The organism is Pseudoalteromonas sp. S2755 (assembly GCF_005886535.1).
Lineage (GTDB): Bacteria > Pseudomonadota > Gammaproteobacteria > Enterobacterales > Alteromonadaceae > Pseudoalteromonas.
The window spans coordinates 20,197-37,945 of record NZ_PNDS01000005.1 but is presented as its reverse complement, the minus strand read 5'-3'; the positions used below and the strand labels follow the sequence as shown (position 1 = coordinate 37,945).

The following is a 17,749-nucleotide window of genomic DNA, read 5'->3' as shown; positions in this document are numbered from 1 at the left end:
GTGGCTATCAACAATTGGAGAAAAGCAATATGGCTTTAATCAGTATGCGTCAACTTCTCGATCATGCAGCTGAGCATGGTTATGGCGTTCCGGCATTTAACGTGAATAACCAAGAGCAAATGCGTGCGATTATGGAAGCTGCGGACAAGACAAATAGTCCGGTGATCGTGCAAGGTTCTGCTGGTGCACGCAAATATGCTGGTGCACCATTTATCCGCCACATGATCTTAGCGGCTGTAGAAGAATGGCCTCATATTCCAGTTGTAATGCACCAAGATCATGGTACTTCACCAGCTGTATGTCAGCGCTCAATTCAACTTGGTTTCTCATCAGTCATGATGGACGGCTCTCTAATGGAAGACGGTAAAACGCCTTCAAGCTATGAGTATAATGTGGACGTTACTCGTCGTACTGTTGAAATGGCGCACGCCTGTGGCGTGTCTGTTGAGGGCGAGCTAGGTGTACTTGGTTCTCTTGAAACTGGTGAAGCTGGTGAAGAAGACGGTATTGGCGCTGAAGGTAAATTAACAGAAGACCAGCTACTGACAGACCCTGAAGAAGCTGCAGACTTCGTCAAGAAAACCAATGTAGATGCACTTGCAATTGCCTGTGGTACATCACACGGTGCTTATAAATTTACTCGTCCACCAACGGGCGATATCTTAGCTATTAACCGCATCAAAGAAATCCACGCTCGTATTCCTGATACTCACTTAGTAATGCATGGTTCGTCTTCGGTGCCGCAAGACTGGTTAGCAATCATCAATGAGTTTGGTGGCGAAATTCCAGAGACTTACGGTGTACCGGTTGAGCAAATTGTTGAAGGTATTAAATTCGGTGTTCGTAAAGTTAATATCGATACCGATCTTCGTTTAGCATCTACAGGTGCCATTCGTCGTCATCTTGCGCAAAACCCTAGCAACTTCGATCCACGCAAATTCTTAGCGGAAGCAACGAAAGCGATGACTGAGATCTGTGTTGCCCGCTACGAAGCGTTCGGTACAGCTGGTCAAGCAGCTAAGATCAAGCCAATTTCACTTGATGATATGCACTTGAGATATCTAACAGGTGAATTAGATCCTAAAGTGAAATAACTAACTGGATCAAAGTTTGACTAAGTAAAATTGTGCGCTGCACTTTGATACTTCAAAAAGCCTCTGAAATAGAGGCTTTTTTTGTATCTGATCCTTGATTGGAAACCAAGGGCTTGCTGGGTGAAAATATACTTGGATCGCCATTTTACTAGCGAGGTAAATAGGGATCAGATCTTTACTAACAAAGATCATTGTTTGACTAAGTAGACACATTTCAAAACATCAGATCAATAAGTTAGCCTCTCTTAGATCATTTTTATACCAACTGGATCCAGCGCTAAGCTGCAATTAGTTAGTAAGAAAATGATCTTGGGGTCGATCTTGTTAGTAAAAATTTGATCCTGCCCATCGCAGAGCTTGAGCAGTTAATAAAATACTGATCCCGGAGTTCGTTTCTTGATCTCCAGCTAAAAGTGTCTAACTTTAAAAATACGAGATCTGTTCGCTACGTCCGCTCTGTCTGGCTTCGGCATCTCAAACCTTGTTGTACTGCGCCCAAATACTATCCAAGGTGATCAAAGATGAAAATGAAATACCTACCATTTGTTGCTCTAAGCTTTTGCTCTATGAGTGTTTGTAGCTATGCAAACGAAGCTGTATCTCTATACGGTAGAGCGCATGTCGGTGTACAGAATTCTGATAAAGATGGTGACAGCGATACTTCAATTGAAAGTTACAACTCTCGCATGGGGTTAAAGGGGGCTGCAAAGCTGCAAGAAGGGCTTGAGATTTTTTATAAATATGAATTCCAAGTTGAGATCACGGATCAAGACAAAGATGGTAAATCAGGTGATAACCTTACAGCACGCTCTCAATACCTTGGGGTTAAAGGGAGCTATGGTCAGCTCCTGATCGGGCGTGATGATACACCGATGAAAAAGTCGCAAGGCAAAGTGGACTTAATGAATGATTTTTCTAGTGATATTAATTCGTTCTTTGTTGGTGAAAATCGCCTTGGTGACACCGTGCAGTATACGACTCCAGCGATTAATCATTTACAGTTTACAGTGAGTTATATAGCCGAAGACAACAGCAAACAAAACGGAGAAGATGGCTTATCTTTGTCGGCAAGTTATGGTGATAGTAAACTCAAGAAAACCAATGTATATGTAGCTGTTGCTCATGATAATAAAGTCGCGGGACAAGACATTAATCGCGTTACGGTACAAGGAAAGTTGGGAGACTTTAAACTCGGTGGTATATATCAACAAAATGAAGCAATAGATAGCGATGAGGAAGTAGATAGTTTCATGGTGAGTGCTGCTTACCAAATTGAGTCATATACCTTACTGGCTCAATATCAAGATTCGGATGGGGCTGCAGGTAAGCTGAAAGACTCTGGCAATGCAGCCTCTGTAGGTGTGGAAAAAAGTCTAAGCAAACAAGCTCGTATGTATCTTTGGTATTCGAAATTTTCTTTGGATAATAACGAAGATCATAATACGATGGCGGTCACATTGAGATATGACTTTTAATTTACAAAAGGCGTATGACTATTTACAAAAAGCGCGTTGATTTTGCGGTGAATTTCAGCGTCGCTTTTGTAGTGTGGTTTGGGAGTTGTAGCCCATATTTCGAAAACACTGTTTTGTCGTCAAATTTTTATTATTAAACTTATTTAAAATCATAAGGTTGTGATTGATCAAGAAATTCCCTTTGTAGCCAAAAAAGAGATTTTTTTGGCTTGTTTTGCGTTTACACGTTACACTTTCATAAAAATGTCACAGTTAGTCATAATAATGACATCAACAACGTCGGTAACGAGAGAACATTGGGAATGTCACGTAAAGTACTTGTAGTTGATGATGAAGCACCTATTAGAGAAATGTTGGTGTTCGTACTAGAGCAAAATGGTTTTCAAGCAATTGAAGCGGAAGACTATGATTCAGCGGTTTCTGCTATGGTAGAACCTTATCCAGATATGGTGCTACTAGACTGGATGCTGCCAGGAGGCAGTGGTATTCAAATTGCTAAAAAGTTTAAGCAAAGTGAATATACCCGTCAGATCCCAATCATCATGCTAACGGCAAGAGGTGAAGAGGAAGACAAAGTTAAAGGATTAGAGGTTGGTGCGGACGATTATGTGACAAAGCCTTTCTCTCCTAAAGAGTTAATGGCTCGTATCAAAGCGGTAATGCGTCGAGTTTCACCAACATCACTAGAAGAAGCGATAGAAGTTCACGGATTACGTTTAGACCCTATTTCTCACCGAGTGACATCTGCGGGTACTGAGTTAGATATGGGGCCGACAGAGTTTCGTTTATTACATTTCTTCATGACACACCCTGAACGAGTTTATAGCCGAGAACAGCTGTTAGATCACGTATGGGGTACTAACGTGTACGTTGAAGACCGCACTGTAGACGTTCATATTCGTCGCCTACGTAAAGCTATCGCACCACTTGGCCATGATCGCTTAGTGCAAACTGTACGTGGTGCAGGTTACCGCTTTTCGAGTAAACTGTAATTAGTATTCCAAGAGGAACTGAATTATTTGGTTCCTAAATGGATTTAGTCTATGTATCGAGTGATTGATAAACAGGCGTTAACAAGGCGCCTGTTTTTGTATTTCCTACCATTAGCCTTAATTGGCTATTTAGTCAGTGCACCTTTTCTGTTTCTTTTCATCGGTGCTTTCGTCTTATTAGTTTGGCATTACAAACAACTCTATCGTTTGAGTGACTGGCTGCTCAACCAACGTAGTTTTAATCCACCTGAAGGTAAGGGCGCTTGGGAACAAGTGTTTGAAGGGATTTATCAGCTTCAGCAACGTAATCGTAAAAAGCGAAATGAACTCGCTGAACTGATCCGACGCTTTCGTGAGGGGGCTGAAGCTATCCCAGATGCGGTCGTTGTACTGCAACAAGATCTCAGTATCGTGTGGTGTAACCAATTAGCCTTGAAAGTGCTGGGTTTGCAATGGCCTACAGATCATGGGCAGAGGCTAGATAACCTTATCCGAGATCCTAAATTTGTAAAATACATGCATGAACACCGTTTTGATGAAGCGTTAGAGCTAGAGACTGGGCTTGGCCATGAGCAAGTGCTCGAAATACGGGTAATGCCTTATGCCGAACAACTTATGCTAGTGGCGCGTGATGTTAGTCGACTAAAGCAACTAGAGCAGATGCGCAAAGACTTTGTCGCAAACGTGTCTCATGAGCTAAGGACGCCGCTAACCGTTATGGCTGGTTATCTAGAGATGATGGATAGTGATAATATGCCCCCCCCCGCAATGTGGGCTAAAGCACATGGTACTATGATAGATCAGTGTAAACGGATGGATAGTCTGGTAAATCAACTTCTTTCCTTGTCTCGAATCGAAGGGGCGAGAAAGCAAGACAATGACAAAGCCGTGAATATTCCTGCCATGCTTGATCTTATTCATACCGAAGCGAAGTCACTTAATCAGGAAAAGGGCCATGAGCTCGTTTTTGATATTGATCCGACTTTGGATATCAAAGGGGCAGGGGACGAGTTACGCAGTGCTTACTCAAATTTAATTTTTAATGCTATTCATTACACCAAATCCGGTGGGCACATTCATGTACGTTGGTATTTAGAAAACGACTTGCCGACGTTTAGTGTCGTTGATAATGGTGATGGTATTGCGCCTGAACATATTAACCGTCTAACTGAGCGTTTCTACCGTGTGGATAAAGCACGTAGTCGAAAAACAGGCGGATCGGGCCTTGGTTTGGCAATTACTAAACATGTATTGTCTCGCCATGACTCGGCTTTACATATTGAAAGTAAAGTGGGTGAAGGCTCTCGTTTTTGGTTTGCTTTCCCCAAACAAAAGCGAATTTTTATGACAAATGATGAAAGTCATAAAAGTGTAATTTAAGAGTAATTTTATTGTCATTTTATCGCTGCACAATGAGCTGCGTAAAATAACTGGGACCAACAACTGGAGTGACCCCAATGAAATTTAAAAGCTTAGTTGCCGCAATGGGTGTGGCTATTACTACATTAGTTTCTACTCAAGTATCTGCTTTAGACGAAAAGTTACCAGAGTACAATAAAACCAGCGGTATCTCAGGAAACTTCTCTTCTGTGGGTTCTGACACGCTTGCCAACATGATGACGTTTTGGGCAGAAGAATACAAAAGAATATACCCTAACGTAAACATCCAGATCCAGGCTGCTGGTTCTTCAACTGCACCACCAGCTCTGACGGAAGCAACGGCAAACTTCGGTCCAATGAGCCGTAAGATGAAGTCAAAAGAAATCGAAGCTTTTGAAAAGCGCTACGGTTATAAGCCGACAGAAGTTCGTGTTGCAATTGATGCCCTAGCAGTATTTGTACACAAAGATAATCCAATCGAAGGCTTAACAATTGAACAGGTTGATTCAATCTTCTCTTCGACGCGTAAGTGTGGAGCATCAGCACAAGCAAATCGCTGGAGTGACATTGGTCTAACGGGTGATTGGGCTGCAAAAGATATCCAGCTTTATGGTCGTAACTCAGTATCTGGTACTTATGGTTACTTCAAGAAAAAAGCACTGTGTAAGGGCGACTTCCGCAATAATGTTAACGAGCAGCCAGGTTCTGCGTCTGTGGTACAGTCTATCTCGTCTTCAGTGAATGCGATTGGTTACTCTGGTATCGGTTATAAAACCTCAGGCGTACGTACCGTACCACTAGCGAAAAAAGGCACGAACTACGTTGATGCAACATTAGAAAATGTGGCACAGGGTAAATACCCACTGTCTCGCTTCCTATACCTATATGTGAACAAGCACCCTAATAAAGAATTAGCACCTATCGAAGCTGAGTTTTTGAAGATGGTATTGTCTAAAGAAGGTCAAAAGATTGTTGAGAAAGACGGTTATGTTCCTCTTTCTAGCGAAATGGCGACACGTGAATTGAAAAAGTTAGGTTTGCTCTAATCAATTACTCGACCCGCTAATTACTTGTTGTTATTAATGCCGCTCATTGAGCGGCATTTTTTACTTTCACACTTCCATGTTCCCAGATTGAATAATTTGTTTAAATCTTCATCCTCAAGCGGCAAAAAAGCTGGAAATATTCTATATTTAGTTAAAATTTATAATAAATCAGTCGATAATGAACTCGTCTTACTTCAAAAGGTGTATATATGAGTCTAGGTACTGCTTTTGCTGATCTTAGTATCACCAAAAAGATCCACGCAATTACGCTCGTTGCGGTTGTTGCTTTTGTGGTTATCGTGTTCGTTAATTACAACGCTATTAGCTCTAATCAAAGGGCATTAAATGAATTAGAGGAGCAGACATACAAAATTCTTAACCTCGCCACAGAAAACGCAAATAAGCTGCAGAATTTAGATGAGCTATTCACTCAAGCTGTAACCTTCGGGGATGCTGAATTATTAGATAAAGCAAAAGAATATCAACAGCACATTCAAGCTAACCTGCAAAAAATTGAGTCTGTACAAAGCGGTTTTATGCCTTCAGATAATAGCGAGGAACTTGCACAATACGGCAAAATTGCGCAACAAATCGCTGGGGGAATGATTGATGGCACCGCTGATTTTTCCCGTATCCAAGAAGATGCCAAAAAGAAAACTGAAATCTACGAAGGTTTAGTCGCAGACTTTACAAAGGCTAAAACGAACGCGAATGATCGTTTTGTTGAATTGCTTCAAAATACCGAAGCGCGCTCAGCAAATGCGCTCACGATAATGTTGATTGTGGCTGTTATTTCTTTGCTTATTCTGGTTTTCTTGGCGGTTGTGATTGCAAGAGGTATTGGTAACTCTGCTAAGGATGCAGCGCAAAACCTGAAACTATTAGCGCAAGGGCAAGGTTCCTTGTCCACCACGCTCAATGTGCGCTCTCACGATGAAATTGGCCAAGTATCCATCAACTTCAATGAATTTGTCGCGCTACTAAAAGGTGCGGTTGTCGAGGTGATGAGTGTCGTCGAACCCTTGATGAAAGACTCTAGTCGTCTTGTTCAGGGAATGGAAAAAGCTGAAGGGGCAACTAATCAACAAACGCATGACGCGGAAGTGGTACGTCAATCTATGGAAGAAATGCGGTTAAGTGTGGGTGACATCTCTCATTCAGCGTCACAAGCTTCTGATGCTGCTCAACTGGCTGAACAAGAAGTTGAGCAGAGTAAGCGCCAGATTCAGGTGTCAGTTAATGAGTCACAAGCGTTAAGTGAAGAAATTAACCATGCAGCAGAGACGATCAATAAACTAGCTGATGATACACAGAACGTGACGCAAATCTTAAATGTGATCACATCAATCGCAGAGCAAACCAATTTACTTGCTTTAAATGCTGCGATTGAAGCGGCTCGTGCTGGTGAGCAAGGTCGAGGTTTTGCGGTGGTTGCGGATGAAGTCCGCGAATTAGCCTCAAGAACAGCCAAGTCGACCAATGAGATAAGAGAGCTTTTAAATGTGTTAACAGAAGCGGCAAATCAAGCGGTGAAAGCAATGACAAGTGCAAGCAGTATGGCAATTAATAATGCTGAAGCTGCAGCACAAACTGGGCAGTCGATTGAGCAGATAGCAGCACAAATCTTGTCAATAAATAGCATGAATGGTCAAATTGCTGCGGCAACGGAAGAGCAAACTTCTGTTGCTGCGATGGTAGTAAACAATGTGACATCTATGCACCAGTCTTTCCAAGACACAATGCAAGCGTTGAATGAAGTACAAGATGTTGCTGAGAATCTCCATGTATTGTCCGACAACTTGAAAGATGCAACCTCAAAATTTAGAGTTTAATGCTTTAATTTTTAAACGACAAATAAAAACAGCCACATTAAGTGGCTGTTTTTATTTGATAAGGAATATTAGGGCCTGTTTATCTTTCAAGTTTGCTTTTGCAGCAGTTTGATTGGTATTTATACAAGGCAGAGCCTGCGTAGCATAGTCATTCTATGTGAGTCAGGCGAGAACACAGTAGAAATGCCAATCAAGCGCTGCCCTTTGGGTTCACCTGAGTGCGCTTTGATCATTGTTGCTCAACTTTTGCCTAGATCACTAGGCGGCAAGTCGAGCGTCGCGACCAAAACCCACTCAGAAGAACAAAAATCAAACAGCAAAGGTCAACAGGCCCTAGTATTTACCTATCACTTTGACGGCATCGGTTACTTTGCTTGCGTCAATATAACCAATTGCGCCTGCATTGCTCGAAACAAAATCGATTACCGCTTGATCGCTATCTAGCTTCTTCGGAGGTGTTCCCTTACCGGTGAATACTAATTTAGACCAGTGGGCATTTAGCTGAGAGCTAGATTTACCAATCACTTTGTCGTTAAACTCGTCAAATACAGCATTACCATCTTGATTCACAGGGGTCGCACTACGACCATCGGCAAATGATTTGCTTTTGCCTAGGAACAACTTTTTGATAGTACCGTCATCAACAGCAGATGCATTGGCTGAGTTCACGATAACAGCAATATCTGCTAAAGCAGACTGGCTGGCTAACAATAGCCCTAAGCTCAGTATTTTTTTAATCATATTAGCCTCCGTTAGAATACTAAATCGATACCAAAGCTCAACAGCTCAACTTTTTGATCTGTCAACGTGTTATCGAATTGGTTTAGTTCAATTTTGAATGCTGCTGATGGATGGAAGTCATAACGTGCACCAATACTCCATGTTTCAGACTCTGCACGAGCGCCTGCAAGCGCACCATTAACAAGAGTTCTTAAATAAGGTGCATTTGGATTGGTTGGATCGGTCGTGACGGGAATGGTTACACCATTTGGAGCGGTGATGGTGAGTGGGACAGAGTTAAACTCGTCGTTCTCATTCTTATCTTCATTGTGTTCGTAGGTTAGGTGGATAGTCCATGCATCAATACGGTAACCGAGGGAAGCGTAATACTGCTGTTGTTTAGCAAGTATACTGTTATCCACTTCAAACTGAGTGTATTCTGCGTCGAACAAGACATCGTTGTAGTCGATAGCAATACCAACCGCGGCAAAGTAAGCATCATCTTTATCGACAGCGATATCATCCGCTTGTTGCGTTAGCCCGTAGCTAGTTAACCCAGCCAATAATCTCGATAGTTCAGGGCTATTAGCTGCGCTAATGCTCGCTTCGGTAGCAAAGTAGGCCGCACGCGCACTGAACCAATCTCTGCTTAGTGTCCAGTTTATACCTACTGTGTTGTTTAACTCAGCTTCATCTGAGTAAGTAATAGCAACAATATCGTCATCTACGCTGCCTAAAGCTAGCTGTACAGTGCTTTCCCATTCCCCTAATGTAGAATTATGGATATAACTCAAACCGTTATAGGTGCTAAAGCTTAGGTTATATACTGATTGAGGTGGTTTAACCCAGCGGTATGCATAACCCACATCTAAAAAGTCAGAATAGCGATAGAATGGTATACGCATTTTACCTGCGCTTATCTGTGAGGAATCTGAAATCGCGTAAGTTAAGTATGCCCATTCAAACTCGGCATCAAAGTCATTCTGACCACGGCCTACGATCTGTGCTGTGGCTGTTAGACTTTCTTGTAGATCGGCGGAAAGTTGTAGGGCGAATAAACTACGATTCTCCATATCAAAATCATTGTCATAGCCATATAGTGTGTCGTCACTATCTAGCGTTTGACCACCAATAATGGAAGCAAAACCATTAATTCTGATTTCAGCGGCGCTGTGAAAACTCACTGTCCCAAGCACCATCGCTAAAGCAATTGCTGACTTTTTCATATTGATTCCCATTTTCTTTGCAAAGAGTCGTGTCCGTAACACGCATTAAAAGCGCTGATACTGAGCTCAAAAATAGTGTTACTTTGTCTTAGAGGTTAGAATAAAAACCAGAAATAACAAGTTATTAAGAAAGTTAGTGCTCACTGATTGTATTGTTTAAGAGCCTAAGTCTCGAGCCAAGTTAAGTGGTGTTGTATGCCTATCTCATCAGACCAGTTTATTGTATCGCAAAATATTCTAAAAAGGTGAATAAAAAATAACGGCAGGAGTTAGAAAGTGCTTGTATTTAAAATAATATTAGGGGGATTTTTGCCAAAAAGAGCAAACTATCGTTTGCTCTCGGTAATTTTCTCAGCCTGTACTTTGCAGGCATTATACTGCTCAATACATTTATCAGTGCATATCTGTAAAGACATTGTCTCTGGCGTGTTTTGCATCTCACAGCTGCGTTCGCATTGATAATTCTGTTGTGCACATTGATTCAACTCAGGTGAGATAGAGTTACTGCACCCCAATAGGGTGGTAGAAAGTACTAGCAAGGCGAACGCAATTTTCATTATTATTCCTTAGACCGTGACTTGAATATTATCAATCAGTCTGACTTTGCCGAGAAAAGCTGCGGCAAGAATGACGAGTTGATTATCTTCGAGTGTAGCAGGTTTCAAGCTATCTTTTTGACAAATGTTAAAATAATCCAACTTTAAACCTGCATTGTGCAGCATTTCTGTTGCATTTTTTGTTACCTTCAAAAAATCTTTTTCGCCATTTTCTAAAGCGTCAGATGCAGCTTTTAGTGCTTGAAAAAGTACTTTAGCAGTATCTTTTTCTGATTCAGAGAGATAACCATTACGTGAGCTCATCGCCAGTCCAGAAACTTCTCTTTGAGTGGCAACACCAATTACTTCAATAGGAATAGACAGGTCTTTTACCATTGTTTTGATGACCTGTAACTGCTGAAAGTCCTTCTCACCAAAGCAAGCAAAATCAGGTTGTACTAAGTTAAAAAGTTTAGTGACAACGGTTGCAACACCGCGGAAGTGTCCTGGACGTGTGCCACCGCAGTGTCCCTCAGAGACCCCTGGTACATCAACAAAACTTTGCGCATTTAGGCCGTTAGGATATATGGTCTCAACGGTAGGTGTAAACACAATATCCGTTTCTAGTTCTGCAAGGCCCTGCTTATCTTGATCGAGCGTACGTGGGTAGCTGTCGAGGTCTTCGTTCGCACCAAATTGCATTGGATTTACAAAGATACTGACAACGACTTTATCCGCTAAGGTTTTCGCTTTTTCTACTAAGGAAAAATGACCACGGTGAAGGTTGCCCATCGTTGGTACGAAGGCAATGCTCAATCCTTGTTGGCGCCAAGCTTTAATCTGGCTTCGTAACGATTTAATCTCAGTAACTGATTGCATGTTGTACTCTAACTCAATAATAACGATACCAACCCAAACAAAATGCTTGGATCAGACTCAGCGATAAGCAGTGCTCATCGCAAATTTAATTAAATTCGTGATCTGGCCCCGGGAAGTCACCTGATTGCACGTCTGCGCAAAACTTTTTCACCGCATCTGGCATGTTGCCGGTTTCGAGCAGGAAGTTCTTCGAGAACTTAGGAATATAGCCTGCAGAAATACCAACCAAGTCATGCATCACCAAAATTTGGCCATCGGTGTCTTTACCCGCGCCAATACCAATGACCGGAATTGCCACGGCTTTGGTAATGCGTTTAGCCAGTGCTGAAGGCACGCATTCAATCACAATCATTTGTGCACCAGCACGTTCTAACGCTTGTGCATCCGCTATCATCTTTTGTGCCTGAGTTTCCTCACGACCTTGAATTTTAAAGCCACCAAACACGTGCACTGATTGTGGTGTTAACCCTAAATGGCCACAAACTGGGATCCCTTGCTGGGTAAGCTGTGCAATGCTGTCGTAGAGCCATTCACCACCTTCCAGCTTTACCATGTTTGCACCAGAGCGCATCAAGGTAGCCGCATTCTGACAGGCTGACTGTGGATCTGAGTAGCTCATAAAAGGCATATCGGCGATAACGAATAGCTCCTTACTACCAGCTCTTACACAACGGGTATGATAGGCAATGTCATCCGTGGTAACGGCTAAAGTGTCTTCACCACCTTGTAAAACCATACCCAGAGAATCACCCACTAAGATGACATCTACGCCATTGTCGTGAAATAACTTTGCAAAACTTGCATCGTAAGCGGTGAGAGCGGTTATTTTTGTTCCTTCACGCTTCATTTTGGCAAGTGTAGAGACGGAAATTTTTGCCATGGTAAACCCCTTGAATTGGTTTATTAGAGGATTGCTAATCCGTTAAGTGGTAAGTGCTGTGATAAAGAGCCAAGCTCAGTGCCATCAGGTAATTTGAGTTCTGGCGCTATCTCTAATAGTGGATAGACGACAAATTCTCTTTCTTTCAAGCCGTAGTGTGGCACCGTAAGCCTATCACTGTGAATGGTGTCGGTATTAAAAAGCAGAATATCTAAATCGAGCGTGCGCGGTCCCCAGCGCTCAGCTTTGCGTACACGACCATGTTCAAGCTCTATTTGTTGCAATACATCGAGTAAAGACTCTGCTGTTAATGATGTTGCTAGTTTCGCTACGGCATTCACATAATCAGGTTGATCTTGAGGGCCCATAGGTTTTGAGCCATACAGGCTAGAGTGCTGGACAAGCGAGAGGTCTGGATGGGCGGCGAGCACATCAAGTGCTCGCTGTATTTGTGCCATCGGCTCGGATAGGTTTGCACCTAATCCAATGTACGCAATATTCATTTAATCTTCTTTCGGTTTTCTTTTTGGCTTACGTCTATTATAACGACGCTTAGGTTTGCTTTGGTTACCTAAGTTGCGAACCATGTCTTTCTGGCCGGTGACGTCATTCTTGAGGTAGTCAGTCCACCAAGCTGCAAGCTCTTCTTGCTCTTGCTCACCACTTTCAACACGCAATAATAGGAAATCATATGCAGCTTTGAATCTCGGCTGCAAGCTTAGGCGATATGCACGCTGGCCTGAACGTTTATCTAGGCGTTGTTGAATATGCCAGATATCTCGGGCACCTAAAGTAAAGCGTTTAGGCACTGCAACGTGCTTAGCATTTTCAGCAAGAACGTGATTAATGGCTTGCATAAAGGCATCATATTCATTCATACCTTCGGCCGCGAGCGCTTCGCTTTTAGCTAAAATAGGGAACCATAAAAGTGCTGCATAGATAAATGCAGGAGTTACTTTTTTATCCGCGTTGATACGGCTATCCGTATTGGCAAACATTTGCTGAATAAAGCGACGCTCAAAGTCATTGTCAGGCTGTGCTAGGATTTTATCGAGCGCCGGGAATAACTGCGCAAATAAGCCGTATTCACGCATCTGAAGAAAATTTTTTTCCGCTTTACCATTTAAAAATAGCTTTAGCGTTTCTTCGAACAAGCGTGCAGCTGGAATATGTCCAAGTAACGGCGCTAGTGCTTTAATCGGAGTGCGGGTCGGGGTAGCAATCTCCATATCTAGTTTGGTTGCAAAGCGGATGGCTCTGAGCATGCGTACCGGATCTTCGCGATAGCGAGTTTCAGGATCGCCAATCAACTCAATTTTACGCGCTTTAATGTCAGCAACACCACCGGCAAAGTCGCGTAGAGTAAAGTCATTGATCGAATAATATAGCGCATTGATAGTAAAGTCGCGGCGCTCGGCATCTTCTTCAATACTGCCGTAGACATTGTCGCGTAATAGCTGCCCGTGTTCGCTGGCTTGACTTGTCGTGGCACAAGAATCATCACTTTGGTGATGGCCACGCATGGTGGCAACTTCAATAATTTCCCGTCCAAAAACAATGTGCGCAAGGCGGAAACGACGACCTATTAAGCGACAGTTACGGAAGAGCTTTTTGATTTGTTCAGGTGTTGCATTGGTAACGACATCAAAGTCTTTAGGCTCTATTCCTAGCATGATATCGCGGATACAACCACCAACTAGGTAGGCATCATAGCCACCGTCTTTTAAGCGATAGAGCACTTTGATAGCGTTAGGGCTAAATTGTTTACGAGATATACCATGCTCGCTGCGAGGAATTATCGCAGGTGTCGGGCTGGCCATTTTCACCGTCTCATCGCCTTTTCCAGTTACAAACTGGCGGCAAAAGTTTACAAGCTTGGAAATAATAACTCGTCTCCTGAGCAATCAAGTTTTCTATTCTAGTCGTTGTGAACCACTGCTTTTGTCTTAAAACAGGTCGCATTTAAGGCTCGCTATCATATACTCAAATGAGACTAAATTGAAGTACTTGAAAACAGTGGACGAAAAGCAAAATCGCCATTTTCTAGAGAGTCTAGTTGAATTTCCTGTACTTTAGGAACGCTATCTAGACTAAAAATATCAATAGCGTGAGTCAGTAATGCGTCAACATCTTGATAATTATGGAGAGAATCAACCGGCACATGCAAATAACGCAGCGCGGCATAAAGGGTTGGTAGCGGGTTGCGGTTATTAATAGCTGGAGCATGATTTTGCTTAGATAACTTAAATCCGGGCTCTGCGACAGCCAGAGGCACGTGAGCGTACTCAGGTGATGGCTGATTGAGCTGTCGAAATAAACTAATTTGTCTTGCTGTGGGTTCTAGCAGATCAGCACCACGTACGATATGACTAATCTTTTGCTCTATGTCGTCAACTACCACCACCAATTGATAAGCAAATAAGCCGTCGCGGCGTTTAACGATGTAATCTTCATGCGCAATTGCTGAGGGAATGACAACCATGCCTTGTATTGCATCATTAAATTCAGTAACTGGACAGCGCTGCTGTAGGCGCAAAGCGTTATCTTGCCAACTTAGCGCTAAAGCTCGGCAATGGTTATTGTAAAAGCCACCCATTGCTTTAATTTGCTTTCTTGTACATTGACATGGATACACAAGGGAGTCTGATTTTAGTGTCGTCAAATAGGCTTGGTATAGGGCATGGCGCTGTGATTGATAGACAACCTTTTCATCCCAGTAAAGGCCGTATGCTTCAAGTGTGGTTAATATCTTGTCGGCAGCACCCGCAACTACACGCGGTGTGTCTATGTCTTCGATGCGAACGAGCCATTTACCTTGATTAGCTTTTGCGTCTAAATAGCTACTCAGGGCGGCTACAAGAGAGCCGAAATGAAGTGGACCGGAAGGCGAGGGAGCAAATCGACCGCGATAGCTCCCAGTTTGCTTTAAGCTTGGGGACACAGGGCTGAGATTATCCTCTGCCTTGTTGTTTTTCTTTGATTTCTGCGAGAGATTTACAATCAACGCAAAGATCAGCTGTTGGACGCGCTTCTAAACGGCGAATGCCGATTTCAATACCGCACGACTCACAAAAGCCAAAGTCATCATCTTCGATAAGTTGAAGTGTTTTCTCAATTTTCTTGATTAGCTTACGCTCGCGGTCGCGAGTACGCAGTTCAAGAGAAAACTCTTCTTCTTGCGCTGCACGGTCCACAGGATCAGGAAAGTTTGCCGCTTCGTCTTGCATGTGTGTCTTAGTACGGTCTACTTCATTACGTAGATCGGCACGCCATGCTTCTAATATCGCTTTGAAATGAGCACGTTGTGCTTCATTCATGTATTCTTCGCCTGGCTTTTCTTGATAAGGTTCTACACCGGCTTGAGCCAATAACCCTAGTTTTTTCTGGTCTGGCATACCATTCTCCTAAATCCTTAATACATAACCCCAGCTTTCGCCGGCGGGTATAAATAGCAAAATCTTTACCCCTTAGCAAACACTTTTTTGCTGCAAATGTCAGCCACTTTTTCAATGTTTAACTATTTTGGGGGAGAAAACTATCACGGCTATATGTGGGCGACATGAAAAAAGTCAAGCGTAATCAAAAGGAATTTCTTCAATTAATTGTACTTGGTTGTCGTCAATATGCGCTCGGTAAGCAATGATTTCTACCCCATGAGAAATTGCTTCTTTCACTAACGCTGCATATCTTTGATCTATATGACTGGCTGGTTTGACGCAATTAATCCCTGTGTGGAGCGCGGCAAACAGTAATACCGCACGGTGACCTTGCTGTTTAATGTGGATTAATTCTCTAAGATGTTTTTGACCTCTTAAGGTTTCAGCATCAGGGAAAAAACCTTGCTGTTGCTCGAGCAACGTCACCGACTTTACTTCAACGTAGCAGAATTGCGAGGATTGTCCATTTTCGAGGTTGCTCAACAAAATATCAATTCGGCTATTTTCAGCCCCATATTTCACCTCAGTTTGAAGTGTTTTGTAGCCTTGCAATTGCGTTATTCTTCCTTGCTCAATGGCCTCAACAGACACTTTATTGGCCACCGCTGTATTTACACAAATAAAATGACCATCATTATCTTGCGTCAGCTCCAACGAATGAATGTACTTTCGCTTAGGGTTATCGCTGGTGGAATAATAGGCTGTAAATCCCGGGTCTGCACAATTGGTCATTCTACCAGTATTGGCGCAGTGTACGGTGAATTCGTCACCACTTGGGGCGCGTAAGTCGACAAGAAAGCGTTTATATCGTTTGAGCAAGGTTGCTTGTTGTAATTGCCTAGAAAACTTCATTGGTCGCTTTAGGTTGGGTGTATTTAGTGGCTAGTGTACACTTAACCACACTTACAAGCACAAGAGTGAAAAGAGAATGTCAGAGAAATTTATTGTACGACTGAGTGAAGACGCTAAACCAGAGTATTTATCTGCTGGTGCTGCATTGTCGTTTGAAAAGGACGGTGCTTTTATCCATTTACAACAAGACGAAACGCTGAAGAATATTCAGAAAGCGGCTCGTAGCATCGCACAACAAGGGATTAAACAAGTTCATTTAGAAGGTGACTTGTGGTGTACTGAATCTCAATGGGCTTTTTATCAAGGTTTTGTGTCACCAAAAGCGTTAGATGGTGTGGTGTTTGTTGACAACGACCAATCAGATCTAAAAGAGCTTGATGCACTAAAAGCGTCGGCAACATGGATGCGTCAGATGATCAACGGTACGGCTGAAGACATTTACCCTGAAAGCCTTGCTGGAAAAGCGGCTGAGTTTATTCAGTCATTGGCACCAGAGCATGTTAGCTATCAAATCATTAAAGGCGACGCGTTGTTAGAGCAACAATGGATCGGTATTCATGAAGTCGGGCGCGGCAGTGAGCGTCCACCAGTACTGCTTGAGCTTGACTATAATCCGACGGGTAATGATGACGCTCCAGTTAGCGCTGCACTTGTGGGTAAAGGGATCACGTTTGACTCAGGTGGTTACTCGATTAAGCCAAGCGAAGGCATGCTTACGATGAAGTGTGATATGGGCGGGGCGGCAACCGTAACGGCTGGTTTAGCGCTGGCTATCCAGCGTGGTTTTGACCGTCGTGTTAAGTTGTTCCTATGTTGTGCTGAGAACCTTATCTCAGGCCATGCCTATAAGTTAGGTGATATTCTTACCTACAAAAATGGCACCACAGTGGAAATCGTGAATACCGATGCTGAAGGACGTTTAGTATTGGCTGATGGGTTGATGGCTGCCGGTGAAACAGGCGCTGAGCTTATCATTGATGCTGCTACGTTAACGGGCGCTGCGCTCGTTGCGGTAGGTCAAGAGTACAATGCACTATTTGGCTTAGATAAAGCACTTGTCGGCGATGTACAGCAGTACGCGAGTGACGAATTTGAAGCCGCGTGGCCGTTACCTCTTGAAAAGTGGCACCAAAATAACTGTCCATCGCCTTATGCGGATACAGCTAACAGCCGAGCACAAAAAGGTGGCGGCTTTGGTGGTGCATCGAATGCTGCAGGCTTCCTATCTCGCTTTGTACCAAACGAAGGTCAAGGTTGGGTACATATCGACCTTGCAGCTTCTTTCCAAAATAGCGCAGGTGGTCAATGGGCTGCAGGTGCAACGACCTTAGGCATGAGAACCGTAGCGAGAACGCTTCAAGAAAAAGCGTAATCATGTGGTTAGCTGAGTGTATTCCGCG

Annotated in this window: 18 protein-coding genes; 8 read left to right on the top strand and 10 right to left on the bottom strand. The window is 43.1% G+C overall.

Annotated elements, in window-relative coordinates; all coding sequences use genetic code 11:
* The first annotated feature begins 29 nt into the window (after positions 1-29).
* The 7 genes from fba to CWC03_RS23915 all read left to right on the top strand — a co-directional run bounded on the left by fba (position 30) and on the right by CWC03_RS23915 (position 8,263).
* Positions 30-1,094 carry a class II fructose-bisphosphate aldolase gene (gene fba / locus CWC03_RS01640; RefSeq protein WP_010607559.1) on the top strand — a complete coding sequence of 355 codons (1,065 nt, stop codon included), beginning with the start codon at positions 30-32 and terminating at the stop codon, positions 1,092-1,094.
* A 521-nt stretch (positions 1,095-1,615) separates the two neighbouring features.
* Positions 1,616-2,569, top strand: coding sequence for a porin (locus CWC03_RS01630; protein WP_138580318.1), 954 nt, complete (start codon positions 1,616-1,618; stop codon positions 2,567-2,569).
* Between the two features lie 302 nt (positions 2,570-2,871).
* Positions 2,872-3,561 carry a phosphate regulon transcriptional regulator PhoB gene (gene phoB / locus CWC03_RS01625; protein WP_138580317.1) on the top strand — a complete coding sequence of 230 codons (690 nt, stop codon included), beginning with the start codon at positions 2,872-2,874 and terminating at the stop codon, positions 3,559-3,561.
* 51 nt (positions 3,562-3,612) lie between these two features.
* Positions 3,613-4,941 carry a phosphate regulon sensor histidine kinase PhoR gene (gene phoR / locus CWC03_RS01620; RefSeq protein ID WP_138580316.1) on the top strand — a complete coding sequence of 443 codons (1,329 nt, stop codon included), beginning with the start codon at positions 3,613-3,615 and terminating at the stop codon, positions 4,939-4,941.
* 77 nt (positions 4,942-5,018) lie between these two features.
* Entirely contained in the window at positions 5,019-5,987 is a 969-nt protein-coding gene (locus CWC03_RS01615; RefSeq protein ID WP_128725335.1) for a PstS family phosphate ABC transporter substrate-binding protein, read from the top strand.
* A 209-nt stretch (positions 5,988-6,196) separates the two neighbouring features.
* On the top strand, positions 6,197-7,819 hold the full coding sequence (locus tag CWC03_RS01610) for a methyl-accepting chemotaxis protein (RefSeq protein ID WP_138580315.1): 1,623 nt from the start codon (positions 6,197-6,199) through the stop codon (positions 7,817-7,819).
* Positions 7,820-8,002: 183 nt separating this feature from the next.
* Positions 8,003-8,263, top strand: coding sequence for a hypothetical protein (locus tag CWC03_RS23915; protein ID WP_349304201.1), 261 nt, complete (start codon positions 8,003-8,005; stop codon positions 8,261-8,263).
* Here CWC03_RS23915 and CWC03_RS01595 read toward each other — a convergent pair.
* From CWC03_RS01595 to sfsA, 10 genes are all read right to left on the bottom strand, one after another.
* Positions 8,153-8,560, bottom strand: a complete 408-nt coding sequence (locus tag CWC03_RS01595; protein WP_138580313.1) for a type 2 periplasmic-binding domain-containing protein — start codon at positions 8,558-8,560, stop codon at positions 8,153-8,155. The genes CWC03_RS23915 and CWC03_RS01595 overlap by 111 nt on opposite strands.
* An 11-nt stretch (positions 8,561-8,571) precedes the next feature.
* A complete protein-coding gene (locus tag CWC03_RS01590) occupies positions 8,572-9,765 on the bottom strand; it encodes a porin (RefSeq protein WP_138580312.1) in 1,194 nt (397 codons plus the stop codon).
* Positions 9,766-10,091: 326 nt separating this feature from the next.
* Entirely contained in the window at positions 10,092-10,322 is a 231-nt protein-coding gene (locus tag CWC03_RS01585) for a hypothetical protein (protein WP_138580311.1), read from the bottom strand.
* Between the two features lie 9 nt (positions 10,323-10,331).
* Positions 10,332-11,180 (bottom strand): pantoate--beta-alanine ligase, encoded by an 849-nt coding sequence (gene panC / locus CWC03_RS01580; RefSeq protein ID WP_138580310.1) that lies wholly within the window; start codon positions 11,178-11,180, stop codon positions 10,332-10,334.
* 85 nt (positions 11,181-11,265) lie between these two features.
* Positions 11,266-12,060: a 3-methyl-2-oxobutanoate hydroxymethyltransferase gene (panB, locus tag CWC03_RS01575; RefSeq protein WP_138580309.1), complete on the bottom strand. Its 795-nt coding sequence runs from the start codon at positions 12,058-12,060 to the stop codon at positions 11,266-11,268.
* A 23-nt stretch (positions 12,061-12,083) separates the two neighbouring features.
* A complete protein-coding gene (gene folK / locus CWC03_RS01570; protein WP_128725329.1) occupies positions 12,084-12,563 on the bottom strand; it encodes a 2-amino-4-hydroxy-6-hydroxymethyldihydropteridine diphosphokinase in 480 nt (159 codons plus the stop codon).
* On the bottom strand, positions 12,564-13,880 hold the full coding sequence (pcnB, locus tag CWC03_RS01565; protein ID WP_138580326.1) for a polynucleotide adenylyltransferase PcnB: 1,317 nt from the start codon (positions 13,878-13,880) through the stop codon (positions 12,564-12,566).
* 173 nt (positions 13,881-14,053) lie between these two features.
* Positions 14,054-15,001, bottom strand: coding sequence for a tRNA glutamyl-Q(34) synthetase GluQRS (gene gluQRS, locus CWC03_RS01560; protein WP_138580308.1), 948 nt, complete (start codon positions 14,999-15,001; stop codon positions 14,054-14,056).
* 10 nt (positions 15,002-15,011) lie between these two features.
* Entirely contained in the window at positions 15,012-15,455 is a 444-nt protein-coding gene (gene dksA / locus CWC03_RS01555) for an RNA polymerase-binding protein DksA (RefSeq protein ID WP_017216564.1), read from the bottom strand.
* 174 nt (positions 15,456-15,629) lie between these two features.
* The gene (gene sfsA / locus CWC03_RS01550; RefSeq protein WP_128725327.1) at positions 15,630-16,349 is read right to left on the bottom strand and encodes a DNA/RNA nuclease SfsA; all 720 of its coding nucleotides are present in this window, start codon (positions 16,347-16,349) and stop codon (positions 15,630-15,632) included.
* Between the two features lie 76 nt (positions 16,350-16,425).
* Between sfsA and pepB the strand changes: the two genes are divergently transcribed.
* On the top strand, positions 16,426-17,721 hold the full coding sequence (gene pepB, locus CWC03_RS01545; protein ID WP_128725326.1) for an aminopeptidase PepB: 1,296 nt from the start codon (positions 16,426-16,428) through the stop codon (positions 17,719-17,721).
* The last annotated feature ends 28 nt before the right edge of the window (positions 17,722-17,749 follow it).

What these genes read in the sequence shown, in the direction of transcription:
- fba (WP_010607559.1), top strand. Translation starts at nt 30, where the DNA reads ATGGCTTTAATCAGTATGCGTCAACTTCTCGATCATGCAGCTGAGCAT.
- CWC03_RS01630 (WP_138580318.1), top strand. Translation starts at nt 1,616, where the DNA reads ATGAAAATGAAATACCTACCATTTGTTGCTCTAAGCTTTTGCTCTATG.
- phoB (WP_138580317.1), top strand. Translation starts at nt 2,872, where the DNA reads ATGTCACGTAAAGTACTTGTAGTTGATGATGAAGCACCTATTAGAGAA.
- phoR (WP_138580316.1), top strand. Translation starts at nt 3,613, where the DNA reads ATGTATCGAGTGATTGATAAACAGGCGTTAACAAGGCGCCTGTTTTTG.
- CWC03_RS01615 (WP_128725335.1), top strand. Translation starts at nt 5,019, where the DNA reads ATGAAATTTAAAAGCTTAGTTGCCGCAATGGGTGTGGCTATTACTACA.
- CWC03_RS01610 (WP_138580315.1), top strand. Translation starts at nt 6,197, where the DNA reads ATGAGTCTAGGTACTGCTTTTGCTGATCTTAGTATCACCAAAAAGATC.
- CWC03_RS23915 (WP_349304201.1), top strand. Translation starts at nt 8,003, where the DNA reads ATGCCAATCAAGCGCTGCCCTTTGGGTTCACCTGAGTGCGCTTTGATC.
- CWC03_RS01595 (WP_138580313.1), bottom strand. Translation starts at nt 8,560, where the DNA reads ATGATTAAAAAAATACTGAGCTTAGGGCTATTGTTAGCCAGCCAGTCT.
- CWC03_RS01590 (WP_138580312.1), bottom strand. Translation starts at nt 9,765, where the DNA reads ATGAAAAAGTCAGCAATTGCTTTAGCGATGGTGCTTGGGACAGTGAGT.
- CWC03_RS01585 (WP_138580311.1), bottom strand. Translation starts at nt 10,322, where the DNA reads ATGAAAATTGCGTTCGCCTTGCTAGTACTTTCTACCACCCTATTGGGG.
- panC (WP_138580310.1), bottom strand. Translation starts at nt 11,180, where the DNA reads ATGCAATCAGTTACTGAGATTAAATCGTTACGAAGCCAGATTAAAGCT.
- panB (WP_138580309.1), bottom strand. Translation starts at nt 12,060, where the DNA reads ATGGCAAAAATTTCCGTCTCTACACTTGCCAAAATGAAGCGTGAAGGA.
- folK (WP_128725329.1), bottom strand. Translation starts at nt 12,563, where the DNA reads ATGAATATTGCGTACATTGGATTAGGTGCAAACCTATCCGAGCCGATG.
- pcnB (WP_138580326.1), bottom strand. Translation starts at nt 13,880, where the DNA reads ATGGCCAGCCCGACACCTGCGATAATTCCTCGCAGCGAGCATGGTATA.
- dksA (WP_017216564.1), bottom strand. Translation starts at nt 15,455, where the DNA reads ATGCCAGACCAGAAAAAACTAGGGTTATTGGCTCAAGCCGGTGTAGAA.
- sfsA (WP_128725327.1), bottom strand. Translation starts at nt 16,349, where the DNA reads ATGAAGTTTTCTAGGCAATTACAACAAGCAACCTTGCTCAAACGATAT.
- pepB (WP_128725326.1), top strand. Translation starts at nt 16,426, where the DNA reads ATGTCAGAGAAATTTATTGTACGACTGAGTGAAGACGCTAAACCAGAG.